The 19,324-nt window shown below is 45.4% G+C and carries 18 protein-coding genes; 6 read left to right on the top strand and 12 right to left on the bottom strand.

The window, feature by feature from the left end; translation table 11 throughout:
* The first annotated feature begins 271 nt into the window (after positions 1-271).
* Together AAGC78_RS13250 and AAGC78_RS13245 are read left to right on the top strand one after the other, a co-directional pair.
* Positions 272-1,255 carry a DUF1852 domain-containing protein gene (locus AAGC78_RS13250; protein WP_435784566.1) on the top strand — a complete coding sequence of 328 codons (984 nt, stop codon included), beginning with the start codon at positions 272-274 and terminating at the stop codon, positions 1,253-1,255.
* Positions 1,256-1,352: 97 nt separating this feature from the next.
* Positions 1,353-2,381, top strand: coding sequence for a methionine synthase (locus AAGC78_RS13245; protein ID WP_435784565.1), 1,029 nt, complete (start codon positions 1,353-1,355; stop codon positions 2,379-2,381).
* A 206-nt stretch (positions 2,382-2,587) separates the two neighbouring features.
* Here the strand turns inward: AAGC78_RS13245 and AAGC78_RS13240 are convergent, their stop codons facing one another.
* Together AAGC78_RS13240 and AAGC78_RS13235 are read right to left on the bottom strand one after the other, a co-directional pair.
* Positions 2,588-2,800: a DUF3630 family protein gene (locus tag AAGC78_RS13240; RefSeq protein WP_435784564.1), complete on the bottom strand. Its 213-nt coding sequence runs from the start codon at positions 2,798-2,800 to the stop codon at positions 2,588-2,590.
* 191 nt (positions 2,801-2,991) lie between these two features.
* Positions 2,992-3,924: a LysR family transcriptional regulator gene (locus AAGC78_RS13235; protein WP_435784563.1), complete on the bottom strand. Its 933-nt coding sequence runs from the start codon at positions 3,922-3,924 to the stop codon at positions 2,992-2,994.
* Positions 3,925-4,308: 384 nt separating this feature from the next.
* Between AAGC78_RS13235 and AAGC78_RS13230 the strand changes: the two genes are divergently transcribed.
* Both AAGC78_RS13230 and AAGC78_RS13225 read left to right on the top strand, forming a co-directional pair.
* Entirely contained in the window at positions 4,309-5,313 is a 1,005-nt protein-coding gene (locus tag AAGC78_RS13230) for a hypothetical protein (RefSeq protein ID WP_435784562.1), read from the top strand.
* 162 nt (positions 5,314-5,475) lie between these two features.
* On the top strand, positions 5,476-6,087 hold the full coding sequence (locus tag AAGC78_RS13225) for a 2OG-Fe(II) oxygenase (protein WP_435784561.1): 612 nt from the start codon (positions 5,476-5,478) through the stop codon (positions 6,085-6,087).
* 169 nt (positions 6,088-6,256) lie between these two features.
* On the opposite strand, the gene AAGC78_RS13220 is transcribed toward AAGC78_RS13225, so the two are convergent.
* The 7 genes from AAGC78_RS13220 to AAGC78_RS13190 all read right to left on the bottom strand — a co-directional run bounded on the left by AAGC78_RS13220 (position 6,257) and on the right by AAGC78_RS13190 (position 12,987).
* Positions 6,257-6,712 (bottom strand): hypothetical protein, encoded by a 456-nt coding sequence (locus tag AAGC78_RS13220; protein ID WP_435784560.1) that lies wholly within the window; start codon positions 6,710-6,712, stop codon positions 6,257-6,259.
* Positions 6,713-6,847: 135 nt separating this feature from the next.
* Entirely contained in the window at positions 6,848-7,273 is a 426-nt protein-coding gene (locus AAGC78_RS13215; protein ID WP_435784559.1) for a hypothetical protein, read from the bottom strand.
* A 77-nt stretch (positions 7,274-7,350) separates the two neighbouring features.
* Complete coding sequence (locus AAGC78_RS13210; RefSeq protein WP_435784558.1) at positions 7,351-7,788, bottom strand: hypothetical protein; 438 nt, start codon at positions 7,786-7,788, stop codon at positions 7,351-7,353.
* Positions 7,789-7,879: 91 nt separating this feature from the next.
* A complete protein-coding gene (locus tag AAGC78_RS13205) occupies positions 7,880-8,284 on the bottom strand; it encodes a hypothetical protein (protein ID WP_435784557.1) in 405 nt (134 codons plus the stop codon).
* A 246-nt stretch (positions 8,285-8,530) separates the two neighbouring features.
* Positions 8,531-9,679, bottom strand: coding sequence for a PA0069 family radical SAM protein (locus tag AAGC78_RS13200; RefSeq protein WP_435784556.1), 1,149 nt, complete (start codon positions 9,677-9,679; stop codon positions 8,531-8,533).
* 85 nt (positions 9,680-9,764) lie between these two features.
* Positions 9,765-10,385: an inorganic diphosphatase gene (locus tag AAGC78_RS13195; RefSeq protein WP_435784555.1), complete on the bottom strand. Its 621-nt coding sequence runs from the start codon at positions 10,383-10,385 to the stop codon at positions 9,765-9,767.
* A 79-nt stretch (positions 10,386-10,464) separates the two neighbouring features.
* Positions 10,465-12,987, bottom strand: a complete 2,523-nt coding sequence (locus tag AAGC78_RS13190; RefSeq protein ID WP_435784554.1) for a TonB-dependent receptor — start codon at positions 12,985-12,987, stop codon at positions 10,465-10,467.
* A gap of 303 nt (positions 12,988-13,290) precedes the next feature.
* Here AAGC78_RS13190 and AAGC78_RS13185 point away from each other — a divergent pair, with 303 nt between their 5' ends.
* Positions 13,291-14,454, top strand: coding sequence for a family 16 glycosylhydrolase (locus AAGC78_RS13185; RefSeq protein WP_435784553.1), 1,164 nt, complete (start codon positions 13,291-13,293; stop codon positions 14,452-14,454).
* A 108-nt stretch (positions 14,455-14,562) separates the two neighbouring features.
* Entirely contained in the window at positions 14,563-15,582 is a 1,020-nt protein-coding gene (locus tag AAGC78_RS13180; RefSeq protein WP_435784552.1) for a family 16 glycosylhydrolase, read from the top strand.
* A gap of 28 nt (positions 15,583-15,610) precedes the next feature.
* Here AAGC78_RS13180 and lpxL read toward each other — a convergent pair whose 3' ends face one another.
* The 3 genes from lpxL to AAGC78_RS13165 form a co-directional block, all read right to left on the bottom strand.
* The gene (gene lpxL / locus AAGC78_RS13175; protein ID WP_435784551.1) at positions 15,611-16,567 is read right to left on the bottom strand and encodes an LpxL/LpxP family Kdo(2)-lipid IV(A) lauroyl/palmitoleoyl acyltransferase; all 957 of its coding nucleotides are present in this window, start codon (positions 16,565-16,567) and stop codon (positions 15,611-15,613) included.
* Between the two features lie 95 nt (positions 16,568-16,662).
* On the bottom strand, positions 16,663-17,841 hold the full coding sequence (locus AAGC78_RS13170) for a helix-turn-helix domain-containing protein (protein WP_435784550.1): 1,179 nt from the start codon (positions 17,839-17,841) through the stop codon (positions 16,663-16,665).
* A 44-nt stretch (positions 17,842-17,885) separates the two neighbouring features.
* Positions 17,886-19,235, bottom strand: coding sequence for a hypothetical protein (locus AAGC78_RS13165; RefSeq protein ID WP_435784549.1), 1,350 nt, complete (start codon positions 19,233-19,235; stop codon positions 17,886-17,888).
* Between the last annotated feature and the right edge of the window lie 89 nt (positions 19,236-19,324).

Raw genomic sequence — 19,324 nt, 5'->3', positions numbered from 1 at the left:
AGCTGTGGAATATCTAATTCACAGCTTCATAAACCTTCGTTCCCCCAATATCGGTGGAAAGTCCCATCCCAAAGCCTGATATTTCACAAAAACATGAATTTAACTCATGTTTTTGTGAAATAAGATCATTTTTATTCATGCTCCGATTCAAGTATAAAGTACTCCTGCCATCAGCTAGACCAATTAGGTACTAAGCAGTCCAGAAAACTGGAAGGCTCAGAGCACGGCACAAATTCGGGTTTTATCTCAGCAATCAGGTTACAAGATCACCATGAATACAGATTTCACATTTGCGATTAAAAGCATTCGTTTCGATGAAAATTATCGTCCTGCAGACAATACGCGCATCACTACCAACTTTGCCAATTTGGCCAGAGGCGAGAGCCGTCAGGAGAATTTGCGCAACACGCTGCGGATGATTGACAATCGTTTCAATGCCCTGGCGCATTGGGATAACCCCAAAGGCGATCGTTATTCACTTGAACTTGAAATCATTTCTGTTGAGATGGATGTTGCCACTGAAAAGAGTGGTGATGCTCTTCCTTTGATTGAAATATTGAAAACGAATATTGTTGATCACAAAACTGGCGAGCGCATTGAAGGTATTGTAGGGAATAATTTTTCCTCCTACGTGCGCGATTATGACTTTAGTGTTCTGTTGCTGGGGCACAATAAGGATCAGTCTGAATTTAAAACTCCGGATAATTTTGGCGATCTGCATGGGAAGCTATTTAAGAGCTTCGTGAACTCCAGCACTTACAAAGAACATTTTAATAAGCTACCCGTTATATGCTTAAGTGTTTCGAGCAGTAAGACCTATCATCGAACTGAAAATCAGCATCCGGTATTGGGTGTTGAATACCAACAAGATGAATATTCTTTAACTGATGAATATTTCAGAAAAATGGGCTTACAAGTTCGCTATTTCATGCCTGCGAATAGTGTTGCGCCTTTGGCTTTTTATTTTTCTGGCGATTTGCTGGTTGATTACACTAATCTTGAGCTTATCAGCACTATCAGCACCATGGATACTTTCCAAAAGATTTATCGCCCTGAGATTTACAATGCGAACTCTGCTGCGGGTAAATCCTATCAGCCAAGTTTGAAGCACCAGGATTATTCATTAACTCGCATTGTTTATGATCGGGAAGAGCGTAGTCGCTTGGCGATTGAGCAGGGTAAGTTTGCTGAAGAGCAATTTATCAAACCATACCAAACTATTCTTGAGCAATGGTCTGCTAATTACGCGCTTTAATTAAAGCGCGTAATTACGATCATTTATACAAGACCATTTATTTAGACAAGATCTTTCATTTAGAAAATCCCCTTTATTAAAATCAAGATTATCGATTATGAAAAAGCTATTACCTACTTCAACTGCAGGCAGTTTGCCAAAACCCTCCTGGCTGGCACAGCCTGAGACACTTTGGTCACCTTGGAAACTGCAAGATCAGGAATTAATTGACGGCAAACAAGATGCTTTGCGTTTGTCATTGCACGAACAAGAACAAGCAGGCATTGATATTGTTGGCGATGGCGAGCAGTCGCGCCAACACTTTGTGACTACGTTTATTGAACACCTCAACGGTGTTGACTTTGAAAAACGTGAGACTGTTAGAATTCGTGATCGCTACGATGCTAGCGTACCCACAGTCGTTGGTCCTGTGTCACGTACCAAACCAGTTTTTGTTGAAGATGCCAAGTTTTTACGTCAGCAAACCAAGCAGCCAATTAAGTGGGCTCTGCCTGGCCCTATGACGATGATCGATACGCTTTATGATGCCCATTATAAAAGCCGTGAAAAACTGGCTTGGGAATTTGCCAAAATTCTTAATCAGGAAGCGAAAGAATTAGAAGCTGCCGGTGTGGATATTATCCAATTTGATGAACCTGCATTTAATGTGTTTTTTGATGAGGTAAATGACTGGGGTATTGCTACCTTAGAAAAAGCAATTGAAGGGCTTAAGTGCGAAACTGCCGTTCATATTTGCTACGGCTATGGCATCAAAGCCAATACCGATTGGAAAAAAACCTTGGGCTCCGAGTGGAGACAATATGAAGAAATTTTCCCCAAGCTGCAAAAATCCAATATCGATATAATCTCACTGGAATGTCACAACTCTCATGTTCCAATGGAATTGCTGGAGTTGATCCGCGGTAAAAAAGTGATGGTGGGCGCTATTGATGTGGCAAGCAATACCATTGAAACCCCCGAGGAAGTTGCGAACACCTTAAGAAAAGCACTTCAATTTGTAGATGCCGACAAACTCTATCCTTGCACCAACTGTGGCATGACGCCTTTATCTCGCCAAGTAGCAAGAGGCAAGCTGGATGCGTTAAGTGCAGGCGCAGAAATTGTTCGAAAAGAACTATTGGCCTAATACCAGCCGATATATTGATATGTAAAAGGGTTACCTTTTTGTTAATTGGATTCGACATCCATTATCAAACTGGTAACCCTTATCCGTTTATAAAATGCTATAAACCATCTGGCTTACTTTGCATTGAAGCAAGCCGCCACAGCTTTTCTATAGCAATTTGGCCTTTTTTACTTTTTGGTTCAATTGATACACCGTTCGGAAAATCATCATACACAAGGTTTAAAGCCACCTCCCTCATATTCAATTTCCCAGATATGTATATCAACAGCTGAGTTGCGTTTAACAATTTTTGCCTCTAGCTGCACCACGTAAGCTTCAGCAAACTCAGGAAACGTTTCCCAATTTCCAGATTCTGTAAGCTCAATATATTCCCAGCCGATATCCATTTTCTTTTTTTGGGGATTAGCGAATGTAATCATTTAAAACCTTATAAGACCGTAATAGTAAATTAATGCTGTACGGCAGTTTTTTTAAGTTAATGTGGTTATGCAAACAAGAAACGTGTTCAAAAGATCATAGCTACATTTGGGCTAGTTTGCATTACAAGCTGTTACTACACTTAGCCAAGTGCTTTTACGAGGGCAACAACTGGAAGGATTAGCGCTGATATTCAGCGCTTGGAGTGTGGGGCCTGATAAAGATATTGGTTGTGGTCAACCAGCCACAGCTCGCGGTCGCGACAGGTATCTACCAGATAATCGATAAAACGGCGTACATAACCGGGCATGTATTTATCTTTCTGGAATACCAGACTTAGTGTTTTGGTTTCCATGCATTCTGCCAATGGCAAAGTTGATAGCTCGCCGGATTGCAATTCGTCGCAGCACATAAACAAAGGTAAATGCACCAACCCGAACCCTTGGCAGGAAAATTGTTTGGCAAGGATAAATTCATTTACCACCAATTGCCGACATTGTTGTAGCGGCCAATCGCGGCCGGTATTGGCCAAACTTTTACTGACCATAATATAAGTGTGGCGCTGCAGATCATCAGCAGTTTGTGGTGGGCTAATTTTTTTCAGATAACAAGGGCTGGCAACCAGGCCGTAATTAATTTCACCCAAGCGTCGTGCAACTAGCGACGAATCTTCCAGCTCTCCCAAACGAAATGCCAGATCAAAACCATCGCCCGCGGCAAAACTATTGCGATCACACAGGCTGATATCCAATTTGATCGCAGGGTGCATTTCCATAAACGTCATAAAGTAATTGCACAAGGCTTTGCTGTTGCACTCGTGGGGCAGGCTTATTTTGATGTGGCCTTCCATCACCGTTTGATGTTCTTGCACTTGGGCATTTGCAAATTCAATTTGCTGGATAATCTGGCAGCAATTTTGATAGTAGGTTTGCCCGGCGCTAGTCAGTTGGAAATGGCGGCTATTGCGCGAAATAAGAGTCACACCTAGCGCGGCTTCCAATTGCGCGAGCTTGCGGCTGATGGTTTGTTTGCTGCTATTTAACTGCTTGCTTGCGGCAGTGATGCTGCTCAGTTCAGACACTGCATGAAAAACATAGATGTCGTTTAGGTTAACGCTGGATGCCATAGACCCCTCAACAAAAGTTGACGCAGAAAATAAAAGTACTGCTCTACTGAGTCCTATAGAACCCGCTGCTTGCTGAGGAAAAGCCTAGGGTTGGCATTATTGGCGCGTAAATTATCGAACCAATAAATCCTGTTTCCAGAGAGTGGTGCGTTGGCGCTAGTGGTGGTTTGGGTTGCTTAATTCCATTTTTATTTTTAATTGTTCGACCAATTTATGATTAGCCTTTTGGTCGTTGCCTATTTAACACAGCTTTTTGTTAATTGACAGTCAGCTTGCGCATTAAAGCTGCAACTTAATGTCCCGAATATTTTACTCATCAAACTCTATTTCAGCGAATAGTATCTGCTCCTTGCTATTGAATAACGAATAAATGGGAGCAATGTGATGCGATACCAACGATTTTTATTGCTTATAGCCGGTATTTTTCCTGCTGGTGCTCATGCGCACGTTAAATGGTTTGTAGAAGAAAATCACGCGTTTACTAAAGCAGGCTATGTTTTTGATAGTCTTTTTGCATTTATCTTGCTGGGTGCATTTTTATTTATCGCAGCTGCCAGCCTGATGCAGTGGCAAGCCAAACATAATCCGCGCATTCATTCCTGTTTACATGCGCCCATCAATAAACGCTGGATGAAAAATCCATCGCATTACATTAATGCACTATTAAAGTTTTCTTTAGGAATATTATTTCTCGCTAATTTGGTGCAAGGACATTTTATCGCGCCCAATTTTGTAGCGGATGGCAGTGCATTTAACTACGTGCTCATTCAAGCTTTATTGATTTTGCTTCTGATTGTAAGCGTAAAATTGTTTGCAATTGCGCTGTTTGTTTTTTCATTAGCACTGTTTGCGTTTTTCCCTGTTACCAATGCTATCGATTATGCACCGGAATTAATTGCTTTGAGCATCGCCCTGTTCTTTACCAGCTCGGGTTATGCCGATGGTAATTTGCAAATGAAATGGTTGCGCATGGAACATCGCGCTTTTGCAGTGGCAATTTTGCAATTGGGATTGGGAATTCAATTAATTATTCTCACCTTCCACGACAAGTTATTGCACCCTGGTTTTGGTTTGGCATTTTTGCAAGATTATCCAATGTTTAATTTCCCCCACTATTTTGGCTGGCACAGTTTTACCAACACCCATTTTGTATTCGGGGCAGGCATGGCCGAATTGTGTTTTGGTTCATTGCTGGTGGCTAATATTGCACCGCGAATAGCGTCGATATTGATTGCAGTTATTTTCACGCTGACGGGATTTGTATTGGGACCGGAGGAATTGCTCGGCCATGTACCGATTATCGCAATGGCATTGGTTCTGTTGTTAACGCCAGCGCCGGGCTCAGTAACACAGGAAGAGCAACTGGCTTCACAGCTATTACCAGATTGAAAAAATGTATTAATTAAGATGATGGATGGCTACAGCAATCAAAAATGCAGCCATCCTTTATTATTTTGCAATTAGTCGTATCAGCACAGTGCACTTTAATAGACAGATACCAACCGCTGTCTTACTCTGCTTGCATCTTTTGCCAGCGACTTATTTTCAATAATGGAATCCTCCTGCACTACCAGCAACAGCTCTTCACCTGAAGTGATACACGATAAAGATTTTATCGTTGTCTATCGCGGCCTTGATGCAGACTTATGCAAAGCTGTTATTGATTTATTCGATCAGGACAGTAGCAAATGGCGCGGTAAAATTGGCCGCTCCGATGGGATTAGCCATCAGCAAGAAACCAAAAATTCCTGGGATCTGGAAATCGCCAATGAAGGTGAATGGCAAAATCTCTTCCAAAAAATCCATCCGCAAATCCAAGCCTGCATGGCAGACTATTTAGCGCGCAGCCCGGTATTAAAATCCTTTCCTCTATTGGCCACCGGATACAAAATTCAAATGTATCCAAAAAACCAGGGCTACTTCCGCTGGCATGCAGATTCATTGGGGCGCAACGCGCGCAATCGTGTTGCGGCTATGGTGTTGTATTTGAATGATGTGAAGCAGGGTGGCGAAACCGAATTTTTTCATCAGCGCATCAAGATTTCACCAAAGGCGGGCTATCTCGTGATGTTTCCTGCGGGCTGGAATTATATGCACTGCGGACATGTGGCGGAATCAAATGATAAATATATTATTTCGTCGTTTATCAAGATCAATGATTGAGGCCTTATCACCCAATTTTGTGAAAAACAAAATAATCAGAATGCTAATGCGAAGATGAATATTTGAGATGTGGTGTTCAGGTTGAGCGTAATGTGCAACGTCTAGCTTAAATTGCAATTAAAACCTTTCCAGCACCGAAGGTGCTACGTTCGAGCGAATTATTAGGTAGTTAGTCTCTTGGAATGCACTCAATTGTTTTGTTAAGTTTTCCTGACCAAGACCTTATTTTAATTAAATTGGCATAAGGATAATTTTCATTGTTTGATGGAAAGTTACAACTTTCTATCAATGAAGAGCCGCACCATTGATCGTTACGCCAAAAACTAACAACTGCATATTGTTCCGATACAATATTTTTAATGAATGTTAGTGCACCGCCATACTCGCACTCCTCTTTGAACTCATTAAAGTGAGCGTGATACGCATCAAATGCAACCGTAACCTCCTCACCAAATGTGTCAATACTTAAGGGATGCTCAACCACATTGAAAGGTGGAATAACCTTTACTGAGAATGTACCTTCATCATTTTCTTCTAGCGCAGTTGCAAATTCTTTCAATTCAGGAAAAGACTTAAAAAATTGAATTGATACATTCCTAGAAAATTCATTTAGATTTTCGTGCATTTGGCGCCCTAACGTTTAGCACAATGGCGGTTTGTGGGTTACTTTTGCGCAGTAAGGCCATGGAAGAGCCAAGCTAAAACTGCGAAAAAAATGCCCATTAAATTGGAAAATTTCACTGTCAGATGCAACGACTTGTTATAAATTTTCATTCTTCCAAAGACTAAAAGCTCTATCTAATTCTGGTGCTACTTTGTCGTATGTTTCCCAGCTGCACGGAATTTCATATGGGTTTTCAAATTGCTCTTCAGGGTCGGCGGCTTCTGCATAGACTCCGAAATATCGATTTTCAAAAAATGACTGAGCGAATTTATTGCCAAGATCATTCAGGTCTTGATCAGTAAATTTTCCGTCACAGTTATCTCTGAAAAATTCAACTGGTGTTATTTCTCTGGCCTTTAACTTTTCTATTTCTTCTGGCCATTCTTCTGTATGAATCTCTCCAGCCAAACCATTTATTACTGCCCAAGCCAAGAAAGTTCCAGTATGGGTATAACCATTAATTTCTGGCAAATTACCGAAATTTTCTGCTCCAAAATGCCAAGAAGCATCATCGTACTTCATGCTGTTTCCTTTAGTTTTATAACGCCTGAATTAAGCCGCGTCACGACGTAGTATCGGCTTGAATGATTTGTATGCACTTACTCTAGTGCCATTAGTTCCTGAACTGGCTCAATCATATAAGCTTCAAAGTCAGACCAAGCTTCGCCAGATTCAAAATATTCTTTTATTGAAGCTCTCGCCTCAACAATATATGCATTCCATTCAGAGGTACCCTTTGCCTCATTTGCAATGGCGGTTAGAAGCCCGGAATATTCCCAGTCAATACATTTGTGAGCAAATACAACGCCTTCATTATATGACTCAATTGCAAGCTGTTCGTAACCATAAAGGTTGCTAATTTTATTTGGATTAATAAACGGCAAAACACGTGGAGTTCGGCCAAAAGATCTGTCAGGAGGACGTGGAAAATTAAATTTTCGATGATGCGTTGATAACTTAGCGACTAACCCATCTAGCCAGTAAAATCTCTGAAGCTCATTTATCGCATCTTGTATACGATTCTTTTCAGTATTCATTTTTAATCCATTCTTCCTTTTGCGTAGCAAAGCCAAAAAATTGCGACTTACAAACTGTACAGTACATGCAGTGCGCAGGTCGCTATGCTTGTTATGAGTACTCTTTAAACAGTTGGTCTTTCAAAAGATAGACAAAGTGAACTAAAACAAAGGCAGGCAATAAAAATATTAAAGCCTGTGGAAACTCGAAGGCTTGCATATATGCGGCACCAATTATTAATGCTGTTAGCCCGCAGAAAAGGAAAAGCTTAATAAGCTTTGGCTTCTTTATTTCAACGTCGCGGTCTAAAATTTTAATTACCACCTGAAACATACCGATGCAACCTAAAGAACCCAGAATGGTTGCAAGCAACGGTGCCAACAAAGTAGTTGCTCCGGTAAAAACAGATAACAACATAAATGGGCTCATGATTAAGGACAGTATCAGCATATAAAAAATTGGGCCATAACCAATAATAAGTTCCAATAAAATCATGGCTTTAAATACTGACTTCATTCTTTGTTCCCTAGAGATTTATAGCAGCTTATTAAATTGCACCGACTATATAACCCGTAGAACCTTATTCCAACTAATTTTGGAGTTATGCGGCACAGGCAACTTCAATTAATTGCATATTTAATTTCAGATAGCTAAACCGGGTTGCTGCTGGATATCCAAAACGATCATATCGATGCTTTGTACCAGCTTGCATTACAAGGCGTTACTGCACTTCGGTAAGGAGTGAGATCAGATGTGATGGGTTCAACCAAAAATATCCAATTGCCCATCCAATTTTTTCGTTGCCGGAATGCTCAGGGGTTTGCGAAATAAACTGCAGTCCATTTGTGCAAAGCGGCCACTTTTATTTAGCCCATAGCGTTTAAGCCCTTTGGCAAAACGCTGGCGGATCATATCGGCCCAGAGCCCTTCACCGCGCATGCGCGTGGCAAAATTAGCGTCGTAATCTTTGCCGCCGCGCATATCGCGGATGCGGTTCATCACCCGTTCGGCACGCTCGGGAAAGTGGGTTGCGAGCCATTGTTGAAAGAGCGGGTTCACTTCCCAGGGCAAACGCAACACGGTGTAACCCGCCGCTACGGCTCCCGCATCAGCGGCAGCGCGCATCACATTTTCCAATTCTTGTTCGGTTACAAACGGAATCACCGGTGCCACACTCACCAGCACCGGAATGCCCGCTTGTGTCAGTTTTTCAATCGTTTGTAACCGGCGAGTAGGTGACGCGGCGCGCGGCTCTAATGTTCGTGCGATTGAATGGTCGAGCGTGGTAATTGTGATAGCGACTGTGACCAGATTTTTCGCCGTCATATCCGTCAGTAAATCTATATCCCGCTCGATCAGCGTCGACTTGGTAATCATCCCGAGCGGATGATCGCATTCGTGCAAAACCTCCAGACAGCGGCGGGTGATTTTTAAATCGCGCTCGCAGGGTTGATAGGCATCGGTATTCATACCAAAGGCGATGGGGCTGGGCTGATAACTTTTATGGGCGAGTTCACGGCGCAATAATTCCGGCGCGTTGGTTTTGGCGTAGAGGCGGGTTTCAAAATCCAGCCCCGGCGATAGGCCGAGATAGGCGTGGGTCGGGCGCGCAAAACAATACACACAGCCATGCTCACAACCGCGATAGGGATTAAGCGTCACACTGAAGGGTAAATCCGGCGATTGGTTGCGAGTGAGAATTGTCTTGGCCAGCTCCGGTGTAATACTGGTTGTAAGTGCGGGGTTGATGTCGGTATCAGCGCTGTATGGCAGCCAACCGTCATCCACAGTTTCGATCAATTGGGTTTCGAAACGGCCAGCAATATTGCTTATCGCGCCGCGCCCCTTGAGCGCTTGTGGTTTGGCAACAACCCAGGGAGCGGGGTCTTCGAGGAATTCATCGTCTACCATGGGTTGCACCAAAATACTGTATATGAATACAGTATTTTGGTCTTGATTCGGGATGCTGGCAAGCCCTTTTACAATCCCATGGGGTTTATTGTTTCTTATATTCCGCCAAGGCGTTTTTGATCAGCACGAGCGCCTGCTTGCGATCATCAAGCGATTGGATGCTCACTTTCTTGCGGCCTTTGGGCAGATCTTTATAGATGGTAAAAAAGGCCAGCAAACGCTCGCGCTCGATCTCCGGTAAGTCCCGCAGATCTTTGATGTGGGCATAGGTTGGGTCCACTTTCTCGGTGGGGACGGCGATGATTTTATCGTCCTGCTTGCCATCGTCCAGCATGCGCAGCACACCGATTGGACGCACCTTGATAAGTGCGCCGGGCACTATGGGTTCACGGGTGTAAACCAGAATATCGAGCGGGTCCATATCGCCTGCGAGTGATGAAGGCAAGGTGCCGTAATTGGCTGGATAAACCACCGGCATTGACTGGAAACGGTTGGCAATCAGGAAGCCGGTTTCTGCATCCAACTCATATTTGGTCGTGCTGCCGGCGGGAATTTCAATCACCGCGTAGATTTCTTCCGGTGCTTTTTTGGGTTGCGGGAAATCCAGGATATTCATCGCTTTGGGAGCGGGTTTTTGTGCGGGTAGGGATTCGGCTTGGGCAGCGAGCGCGAGGCTCAATACACACAAAGAAATAATCGTTTTCATAATGGTTCCTAAAAAGAGGAGTCCTTAAATAAAAAAGTCCCCGCAAGCGGGGACAAAAGGAGGAGAGAACTAAGTCGGATTAAAAGGTATAACTCACGCCCACTTCATAAGTCGCACCGAACTCGTCGTACTGCGACAGACGGCTTTTGTTGCCGAAGTAGTAGTACTCGGGGCGATCATTGAGATTAATCGCAGCGGCATTGAAGGCTAACTTCTCGCTGAATTGATACTTGGCGGTCAAATCCAGCTGGACGTGGTCGCTGGCGTAGCGGTCATAGAGAGCGCCGCCGCCGATAGCGTCGAGATATTCACTGCGGTAGTTAGCGGCGAGACGAATATCCCAATCACCTTTGTTGTAGCCAAAGGAGACGTTGCCGGTGTGTTCCGCTTGCTTGAAGTAAGGGATGCTGCGTACACCGTAGGCAGAATCTGCTGGCAAATCGGTGGTGCCATCGGCGTAGGTGTAGTTGAGCAATACCAGGAAGCCGTTTTCAAATGCGGTTTGGAAGCCCAGTTCAAAACCGGTAATGCTGCTGCCATCGGCATTAATGTAGGTTTCACCACGATCCCACAGTTGCCCGCGTAAGTTGATATCCGCCGCTTCTACTGCAAGGATGGCATCGTCGATTTCTTTGTGGAAAACACCCGCGCTCAGGAAGGTTTCACGGCTGATATACCACTCGTAACTCAGGTCCAGGTTCCAGGCCGTGGTTGGGTCGAGGAAGGGATTGCCGCCTTTGATTTCGTTGTCTTCCAGATCAATCTCTGCACCGGCTGCCGACTCGCCAAAGCCCGGGCGAACCAGTGAGCGGAATAAACCAACGCGCATTAATTTATCGTCGGCCAAATCGATTTTGATATTGAGCGAGGGCGCTACAAAACCGTAGTCATTGTCGTAGGAGACATTTCCGGCAAAGGCTTCGCCATCAAATTGTTTGCCGTTATAGGTCGCTTTGGTCTCTTCGTAACGCACACCGTAGATGTAAGTCACTTTGTCGGTTTTGGTGGTCGCCATCAGGTAACCGGACAAAATATCTTCGTCGGTGTACCAGTCAGCGGCGATTGATTCTGCATCTTCATCGCCGCTCATTTCCCAGTTATCGCCGGGAGCTCGGCAGCTAGTGCCATCGGACAATGTCACTACACCGGTGCCGAGGGTGTCGATCAGGGCGCGCGCGCCAGCTGCTGTCGGTGCCGGACCATGGCGGTTATTCATGTAATTGCCGATGATTTCGTAGGGATGCTCAGCCAAAGTAGAATCTTCAACTGGTGAATAACCGCAGAAGTTAAAATCATTGTCCTTCTGGCGCGCACGGTATTTGGCGCCGTATTGGATTTCAGTCGAGTCACTCAGCTCAAAGGTTAAATCAGCACGGATACCAACATCCTGATCCTGGGTGAGCGCGTATTCGCTTTCGAATGCGTTGAGCTTGTAATTCGCGGCGTCATAAAGCGCTGGGTCAAAATTGAGCACTGGCTTGCGCGGATTGCTGTTGTCGTAGGTCAGCGGTGTGTTCAATTGCTTGCTGCGGTACACCACATTCCACTTGTTGGTATCGTCCTGCTCGGCTTCCGAGCCAAAGATCTCAGCCTTCAAAGTGGTTCGGTCGCTCAGTTGGAACTCACCACCAAACTGCGCGGAACTGATGCTGCGCAACTCAACACGGGGGCGGGATTCGGTATCAACGCGCTGGAATGGAAAAGTGGCGATATTACCTTCGACCACCGCATCTTCTTCCATTGATTTGCGTACTTCCCACTTGGCACGATCTTCAGTTTCGGTGTACTCGTTGTGGAAGAAGCGCGCGTAATACTTGTTGCCGCTGTTGGCGTGATAATCAAAATTCAACACCGCGCCCTGACGCTCGCGCTCGAGGTCGTAGTAGCGCATTTCATAATCGGTATTGATCGCCTCTTCACCCCAGCCACCCGTCTCATTATTTTTGGAGACGATGCGGCGGGTTTGGTCGCTCAGGGTAAGGGCCACGCCCAATTCGCCATCGGCCATTTGGAAACGGTTGGTTGCGATGAGTGCCAGTTTAGGATTGGAACTGTCTTTACTCAGTTCGCTGTAGGAGGTTTCGGCTTTTACCCGCGCATGCAAACCGTCGAACTTAAATGCGCTGATGGTTTCCAGATCGATCGCACCGCCGATGGTATCGGCATCGAGATTCGGGGTAAGGGTTTTGTAAACGGTCATGGATTCGAGCATGTCGGTCGGCACGCCATCCAACATGATGCCGCGACGGTTTTCCGGTGATGCAGTGCTCACGCCATTGATGGTCATGGCGTTCAAGTCAGTATTCATACCGCGCACGGATACATAGCGGCCTTCGCCCTGGTCATTTTCTACCATCACGCCTGAGACGCGACGCAGGGATTCCGCAACGTTGATATCGGCAAAATTCCCCATGGAGTCAGAATCTACCACGCTTGCCACTTTGTCCGAATCGCGCTGGCGTTCAAGCGCATTAATCAATGCACCCCGGGTTCCGGTCACGATAATTTCGTCGAGTTGCGCGTTTTGCTGGCCTACCGCTTGTTGTGCCCCAACCAGGGCCATAGCGACAACGAGTGCCTTCTTGGTGTAGTTCAACCTCATGATTTTCCTCTCTTTTTGTGCCTTCGGCATCTTCACGGTTACTTAAAAGAGGTTGAAAAATACGACACGATTATTACTGCGGGGTTAACGGGAGATGACCATTTCATGACAATCCGGTCGTTTTGGGCGATGCGGGAAGCCGTACCACACCAGTTTGCGATAGTGCGCAAACTGGTGCGCTGGTACGGTTTTTTTTAGCGAAGATAAGCTCAAGTGGTACGGCCGTAAGTTGTGCAAGTAGGTTGCGGAGGTGCCACTTTTCTCCAACAGCGTTTCTAATAATTAATGATAAAGGTAATCGCTATGTTCAAACTCAATCGCGCTACCGGCGTGCTGCTCGCACTCGCCGCTCTAATCGGTTTTACCACTCCCGCTATCGCCAAGCCGTACAAGGCAGCGGAAATCTATTCGAAGCAAACCTACAAATACGGCCGCTACGAAATGCGTATGCAGGTCGCCAAAGGCAGCGGCGTGCTGTCCACTTTCTTCACTTACAAAAATGGGTCGGAGCAACCGGGGGTTTTCTGGGAGGAGATCGATATTGAGATCTTCGGCAAGAACAACGCCACCCAATGGCAGAGCAACGTCATTATCGGCACCAATCGCCCGACCACCAAAACCGAAGGTGTCCACACACTGCCTTACTCGTTGGGCGATGGTTATCACACTTATGTGCTGGAGTGGACGCCAAGCTACATCGCCTGGTTTGTAGACGGCACCCAAGTGCGCCGCATCAACGGCGGCCAGTTCGTTACCAGCCTGACCAGCCCGCAAGACCTGCGCTTTAACCTCTGGGCTGCAAATATTGCCGAGTGGGTGGGCGCTTGGAACCCGAATATCCTGCCGGTTTACCAATTCGTCAATTACATCGAGTACAAGCCTTGGGTGGCTGCGACCAACAGTTTCGGCACCGGCTGGCGCGATGACTTCAACAGCTTTGATACCAACCGCTGGAGCAAAGCCAACTGGACCTTCGGCGAGAACCTGGCCGACTTTGAACCCAACAACGTAGTAGTGAAAAACGGCACTCTGGTGCTCGCCTTAACCCGCGAAGGCCAAACCGGTTATACCGGCACACCTCCTGTTGATGGCGGTTCAACACCGGCACCGAGCGTATTTATCGAAGCGGAAAGTTTTAACGAAGTCGGCGGCAGCGTGAATGTTGCAGGCGGCGTGGTGGGTTATATCGACGCGGGCGAGTGGTTCAAATATCACAACGTGAACATCCCGCAGGCGGGTACCTATCGCGTGGAATACAAAGTGGCTTCGGCGTTAAACACGGCGCAATTTACGCTCGATAAAAATGGCGTCGGCCTCGGCACCATCAGTGTTCCCAATACCGGTGATTGGGGAACCTATTGGGTAATCCAGCACAATATTTATTTCCCGGCCGGTCCGCAAAATCTGGCGATCTATGCCAACAGCGGTGGATTCAATATCGATTGGATCAAGCTGACCAAAATCTAGTGGTGTTTCCGCTTTGGGGGCGCGGGTCATTCCCGCCCCCGTTTTTATTCTGCTATTTTTTATTCAATGTGTTTTCTGATTTTTGTTTTTGTTGATGAGGTAAAACTTATGCGTCGTTTGTTGTATGTATTTTTAGCGATCACTACGGGTTTGGCTGCCCAACTTGTCCATGCCAAGGCATACAAGGGTGCCGAAATTTATAGCAACAATGCCTATCTTTATGGCCGCTATGAAATGCGTATGCAATCGGCAAAAGCGAGCGGTGTGCTCTCCACTTTTTTCACTTACAAAGATGGTTCGCAAATAGCCGGCACAGTGTGGGAAGAAATTGATATCGAAATCTTCGGCAAAAATAACGGCACCCAATGGCAGAGCAATATTATTTACGGCACCGGACCGTCGCATACTGAAGAGACACACACCGAAAGCACTTCGCTCGCTGAGGGTTATCACACCTATGTATTGGAATGGACGCCGGAATACGTAGCCTGGTTTGTCGATGGTGTTGAAAAACGTCGCATCACCGGCACCAGCACCCTTAACACCCTGACCAGTCCGCAGAGTTTACGTTTCAATATTTGGGCATCAGATTCAGTGCCGTGGGTGGGCGCATGGGACGATTCTGTATTACCGGTTTATCAATTCGTTAGTTACATCGAATACAAAGCTTACAACGCAACAACCAAAACCTTTGAAGGTGGTTGGCGCGATGATTTTAATAGTTTCGACACCAGCCGTTGGGGCAAAGCTAATTGGACATTTGATTCTAACCGCGTTGATTTCGCACCGGAAAATGCTGTAGTAAAAGATGGAATTCTGGTGCTCGCGCTCACCAAAGAAAATGCCACAGGTTATACCGGTACACCGCCAGCCGATGAACCCGCAAGCAGCTCAAGTGCAAGCTCTGTTGCTCCTTCAAGTGCAGCAGCAAGCTCAATTGCAGCGAGCAGTGTTGGATCAAGTGTTGCGCCAAGCTCAGTCGTTGCGGTTAGTTCAACTGCTGCCAGTTCAAAAGCCGCCAGCAATAATTCCGGCAGCGGAGGTGGGGGCGGTACTGTGCATTATGGATGGTTGTTGTTGCTCGGTGCTTTGGCATTGGTGCGCAACGCAAAACGCAATTCGCATTAATTATTCGCGCTGCGCACCAACCCAACCATTAGACTGATGGTCGTGCGCGGCGTTTTTTCTTGGGTGGATATAAACTTTCTTCGCCGATTGGACGGGTTTTAAAACGACGGTGCACCCACAGATATTGGTCAGGCTCCTGCCGTATTGCATCTTCTAAAATTTTATTGATCCGCGTTGCATCGGCAACATCATCGTCAGTAGGAAAATTTTCCAGCGCCGGTTGGATTTCCAAACGGTAGCGGCCATGAGGTTCGCGAAAACAAAAAAATGGAATCACTGCGCACTTGGAAATTTTCGCAATGCGCGATGTAGCAACTACAGTCGCGGCCTGGATTCCAAAAAAAGGTGCGAACACACTTTGATCGCGACCATAATCCTGGTCCGGTGCATACCAGACAATATTTCCCTTGCGTAAATTTTTGATTAATTGACGAGTGTCATTGCGATGAATGGCACTGTCATTCACGCGGCTGCGCGCGCTCATAATGGCGTACGCCATCAACGGGTTGGGGTCAGCGCGATAAAGTACATCGGCCACAATGTGATAGGACATCATCAACCCACTGATATCAATCGTGGTCAAATGGCTGCCGCACAACAACACACCTTTGCCTTCGGCACGCGCCTTTTCAATGTGCTCAAGACCAGTAATGCTGTAACGATCGCGCATTTTATTCTGCTGGCCCCACAGGCCCATTGCCGTTTCAGCAATGCTCAGCCCGCAGGACATAATCACGCCATGCACCATTTTCGCTTGGGCTTGCGCATCCAATTCGGGGAAACAGAGTGCGATATTAATTTCAGCGTAGCGTTTACGCGATTTGGCAACGCGATAAAGCAAATGTCCCATGCCACGGCCAACTGCCTGATTCATCGCCACCGGTAGCTGCCCGATTACCCAGAAGAAACCCAGCGCTAACCAGGTCGGCCAAAAGCGCGGCAACAAAAAACTGCGGTGAAATTGGGGGAGTTGTGATTTATCCAACGTAACTACTCTTCCGTTGTGGAGAATGAAGTGGCGATTATAACAAGCCCGTACAGGAGCGTCCCGCACACGAAAGGGCAAATGCGCTTATATCGCTAATTAGCGCTTTTATCCTGTGCGTTATTTTGCAAGCTACCTGCAGGATGCTGTTTGCGGAATTCCGCCGCTGACATCCCCGTGTAGCGTTTAAAAAAACGGTGAAATGCCGACTTACTGTTGAATCCGGACTCCAATAAAATATCCAGGATCGTCATCTCGCTACAGGCCGGATCAAGCAACATCGCCTTGGCTTTATTGACCCGATATTCGTTCACAAATTCAAAAAAATTCGTCTCAAAGTGTTTGTTAATAATACTCGACACTTCGCGATAGTGAATGCCCACCTGCTTGGCAAAATCCTCGATATTCAAATTCTGCTTCAAATATAACTGATGCTTTTCCATGGTATTGCGGATACGGGCAATGGCATCGGGTGATATTTCCGTTTCAGTGACAACTTCTTTTTCTTTAGGTTTGCCCTGCGTCTCTAACAATTGGTGCGCATATAACAAGCTGTAAACAAAGAGCGCATTAACTAATAAAAAGGTCAGGTAGTTATCGACAATACCAAAACTATCCGCGACGTTAATGCCAACAGTCTGCCCCAGCAAATGCACAATCAACGACCAGAGCCAATTAAACGCAAAGCCCAGGGTTAACAACAGCAACCAATAGGGACCTTGCAAACTCAAACTGGAATAAAATTCTTTTAATTGTTGTTTGTAACGGTAAATTTCCAGCGCCGCCGCAAAGGCATACACCACCGGCAGAAATTTCAGGTAATGCCATAAATAATTGGTGATTTGCGTTGAGAATTCAGTATGGCTATTCGCCAAAAACCGCAGGCGATCACTGTCTACTCCACCAATAGCAATCAAACCAATAACAACTCCCAAATTGAGCAAATGAAATGCATCTTTTACTTTCAATGCAAAATTTGCGCGGGTAATCGCCACTACATATAAATAAAGGCAAACGCTTTTACCCACTACTGCCGTCGCCAGCCCTAACGATAATAGGATTTTTGAAAAGTCGCTCTGCAAACCAATGTAGTCATTCCACAACAATAAATTACACAGCCCACTTGCACCCACACAAACAAAAAACCCCGAAAGCAGTTGCGATGCAACTGCTTTCTGTTTGGACAACAGCCACTGGAAAATCACTAGCAGCACACACACCGCTACAGTGAGCACGAGGATTAAGTCGTGAATATTAAAAATAGGTGTTTTCATTGTTATAGTTTAGCTGCCGTTGTAGTGGTGAAACACATCCGTATTTAATAAGAATAGATCAGTTGTCCATGAGTACCATTGCCGAGACCGTTTACGGTTATTGCGCGTTCTTGCTGGTTTATTACAAAGGGTTTGGTTTTGTATGGGCTAATATAGCTAGTGCTCGCGTCGGGTACATTGTTCATATGTTCAATACTTGCCAATAAGCCACGCCTAAATGCTTCTAAATCCTTGGTGCGTGCACTGTAATTGTCATAAGCGGGAACTGCCACCGCTAATAAAATTTTTCCTACAGGATTGTAGGGATTCTTAATAAAATAAGTGAGCGAACTTTCTTTCGAGTCATTTTGCAGATTGGATTCCTTCGGTGCTACAAACGTAGTTTCAAATTCAGCGATAGAAATATCCTGCTCATTTATCACCTTTGCAAATGTTGTTGCTGATCGATTAATAGTGTCTTGCTTTTTAAATAACAGGTCAGAAGCTAGCTTATCGGGGAACTTATCAAGGTGCATTTTTTCGGGCTTATCATAAGCCTTGGAGGTAAAAATCCACTCTCCGATAAGGCTGCGGCGCAATGACAACTCTTCATCGGTGAAGGTCTTTTGTGCGACACTCGGAATTACAGAAGATCGTTCGTTTTGATCAAGCGATAATAGAAACTGATTCGTCCACAAAAAATTATTTTTTATTGCAGTTGCAGCAACCATCTTTCCAATCAGCATGTCAGTATCGCGCAATACCACTCGCCAAAATTGCAGATCTTTATCAAGCAATTCAACAACTCGATTTGGATTTTTCGGGCCTGACGCAGCCAATTCCTGTATAAATGCAAGGCGCTGTGCCTTCATTACTAAGCCAAAAGTAGGGGTGGGTAAATCCATATCCATAGGCGCTAACTCAAGCCAGCTCGAGTGAGTAATAAGTTTTGTATAGCGCTCACCTATTAGTGCTTCTGCCTGCGACCATTCAAAAATTCGAGCATTATTTTTGTTAATTTCCTCAATGCAAACTTTATTAATTACGGCACACTGATCAAATACCGTTTTTACTTCCTTGATAAAAGCTTCTTCAGGGTTATATTCAGCACGAAAAATATCCTTATTTTTTGACTCAAGACCTTTTATAAAGTCTATTGAGAATTTGATGCGTTTTGCTCCAACTGCTTCTGGTGTCTCATCGCTTGCTGCATCAAACCCGGCCAAGTAGATATAGCCATTATCCGCTGCATTCACTGGCTTACGGTTGTCATAAGCCTGTTGAAATTCCAGTGTGGTTTGCGAAGGTGGTTTATCACTGCTATTAATAACAACAAACGCCAATACCACAACAATAATCAACACAAACAGTGCAGCCAGTGTTTTTCCAAGTAGCTTCAATAACTTGCTAATCACAATAATCCCTCATTCAAATATTTAATCATTTGCATCTCACTCACCAACTTATTACTCACTGCGCCAGCCCATCACAATAATCGTCATAC

Origin of the sequence: Cellvibrio sp., assembly GCF_039207905.1 — a bacterium.
GTDB lineage: Bacteria > Pseudomonadota > Gammaproteobacteria > Pseudomonadales > Cellvibrionaceae > Cellvibrio.
Note: the sequence above shows the minus strand (reverse complement) of the source record. Positions and strands in the feature narration are given on the sequence as shown.

What these genes read in the sequence shown, in the direction of transcription:
- AAGC78_RS13250 (WP_435784566.1), top strand. Translation starts at nt 272, where the DNA reads ATGAATACAGATTTCACATTTGCGATTAAAAGCATTCGTTTCGATGAA.
- AAGC78_RS13245 (WP_435784565.1), top strand. Translation starts at nt 1,353, where the DNA reads ATGAAAAAGCTATTACCTACTTCAACTGCAGGCAGTTTGCCAAAACCC.
- AAGC78_RS13240 (WP_435784564.1), bottom strand. Translation starts at nt 2,800, where the DNA reads ATGATTACATTCGCTAATCCCCAAAAAAAGAAAATGGATATCGGCTGG.
- AAGC78_RS13235 (WP_435784563.1), bottom strand. Translation starts at nt 3,924, where the DNA reads ATGGCATCCAGCGTTAACCTAAACGACATCTATGTTTTTCATGCAGTG.
- AAGC78_RS13230 (WP_435784562.1), top strand. Translation starts at nt 4,309, where the DNA reads ATGCGATACCAACGATTTTTATTGCTTATAGCCGGTATTTTTCCTGCT.
- AAGC78_RS13225 (WP_435784561.1), top strand. Translation starts at nt 5,476, where the DNA reads ATGGAATCCTCCTGCACTACCAGCAACAGCTCTTCACCTGAAGTGATA.
- AAGC78_RS13220 (WP_435784560.1), bottom strand. Translation starts at nt 6,712, where the DNA reads ATGCACGAAAATCTAAATGAATTTTCTAGGAATGTATCAATTCAATTT.
- AAGC78_RS13215 (WP_435784559.1), bottom strand. Translation starts at nt 7,273, where the DNA reads ATGAAGTACGATGATGCTTCTTGGCATTTTGGAGCAGAAAATTTCGGT.
- AAGC78_RS13210 (WP_435784558.1), bottom strand. Translation starts at nt 7,788, where the DNA reads ATGAATACTGAAAAGAATCGTATACAAGATGCGATAAATGAGCTTCAG.
- AAGC78_RS13205 (WP_435784557.1), bottom strand. Translation starts at nt 8,284, where the DNA reads ATGAAGTCAGTATTTAAAGCCATGATTTTATTGGAACTTATTATTGGT.
- AAGC78_RS13200 (WP_435784556.1), bottom strand. Translation starts at nt 9,679, where the DNA reads ATGGTAGACGATGAATTCCTCGAAGACCCCGCTCCCTGGGTTGTTGCC.
- AAGC78_RS13195 (WP_435784555.1), bottom strand. Translation starts at nt 10,385, where the DNA reads ATGAAAACGATTATTTCTTTGTGTGTATTGAGCCTCGCGCTCGCTGCC.
- AAGC78_RS13190 (WP_435784554.1), bottom strand. Translation starts at nt 12,987, where the DNA reads ATGAGGTTGAACTACACCAAGAAGGCACTCGTTGTCGCTATGGCCCTG.
- AAGC78_RS13185 (WP_435784553.1), top strand. Translation starts at nt 13,291, where the DNA reads ATGTTCAAACTCAATCGCGCTACCGGCGTGCTGCTCGCACTCGCCGCT.
- AAGC78_RS13180 (WP_435784552.1), top strand. Translation starts at nt 14,563, where the DNA reads ATGCGTCGTTTGTTGTATGTATTTTTAGCGATCACTACGGGTTTGGCT.
- AAGC78_RS13170 (WP_435784550.1), bottom strand. Translation starts at nt 17,841, where the DNA reads ATGAAAACACCTATTTTTAATATTCACGACTTAATCCTCGTGCTCACT.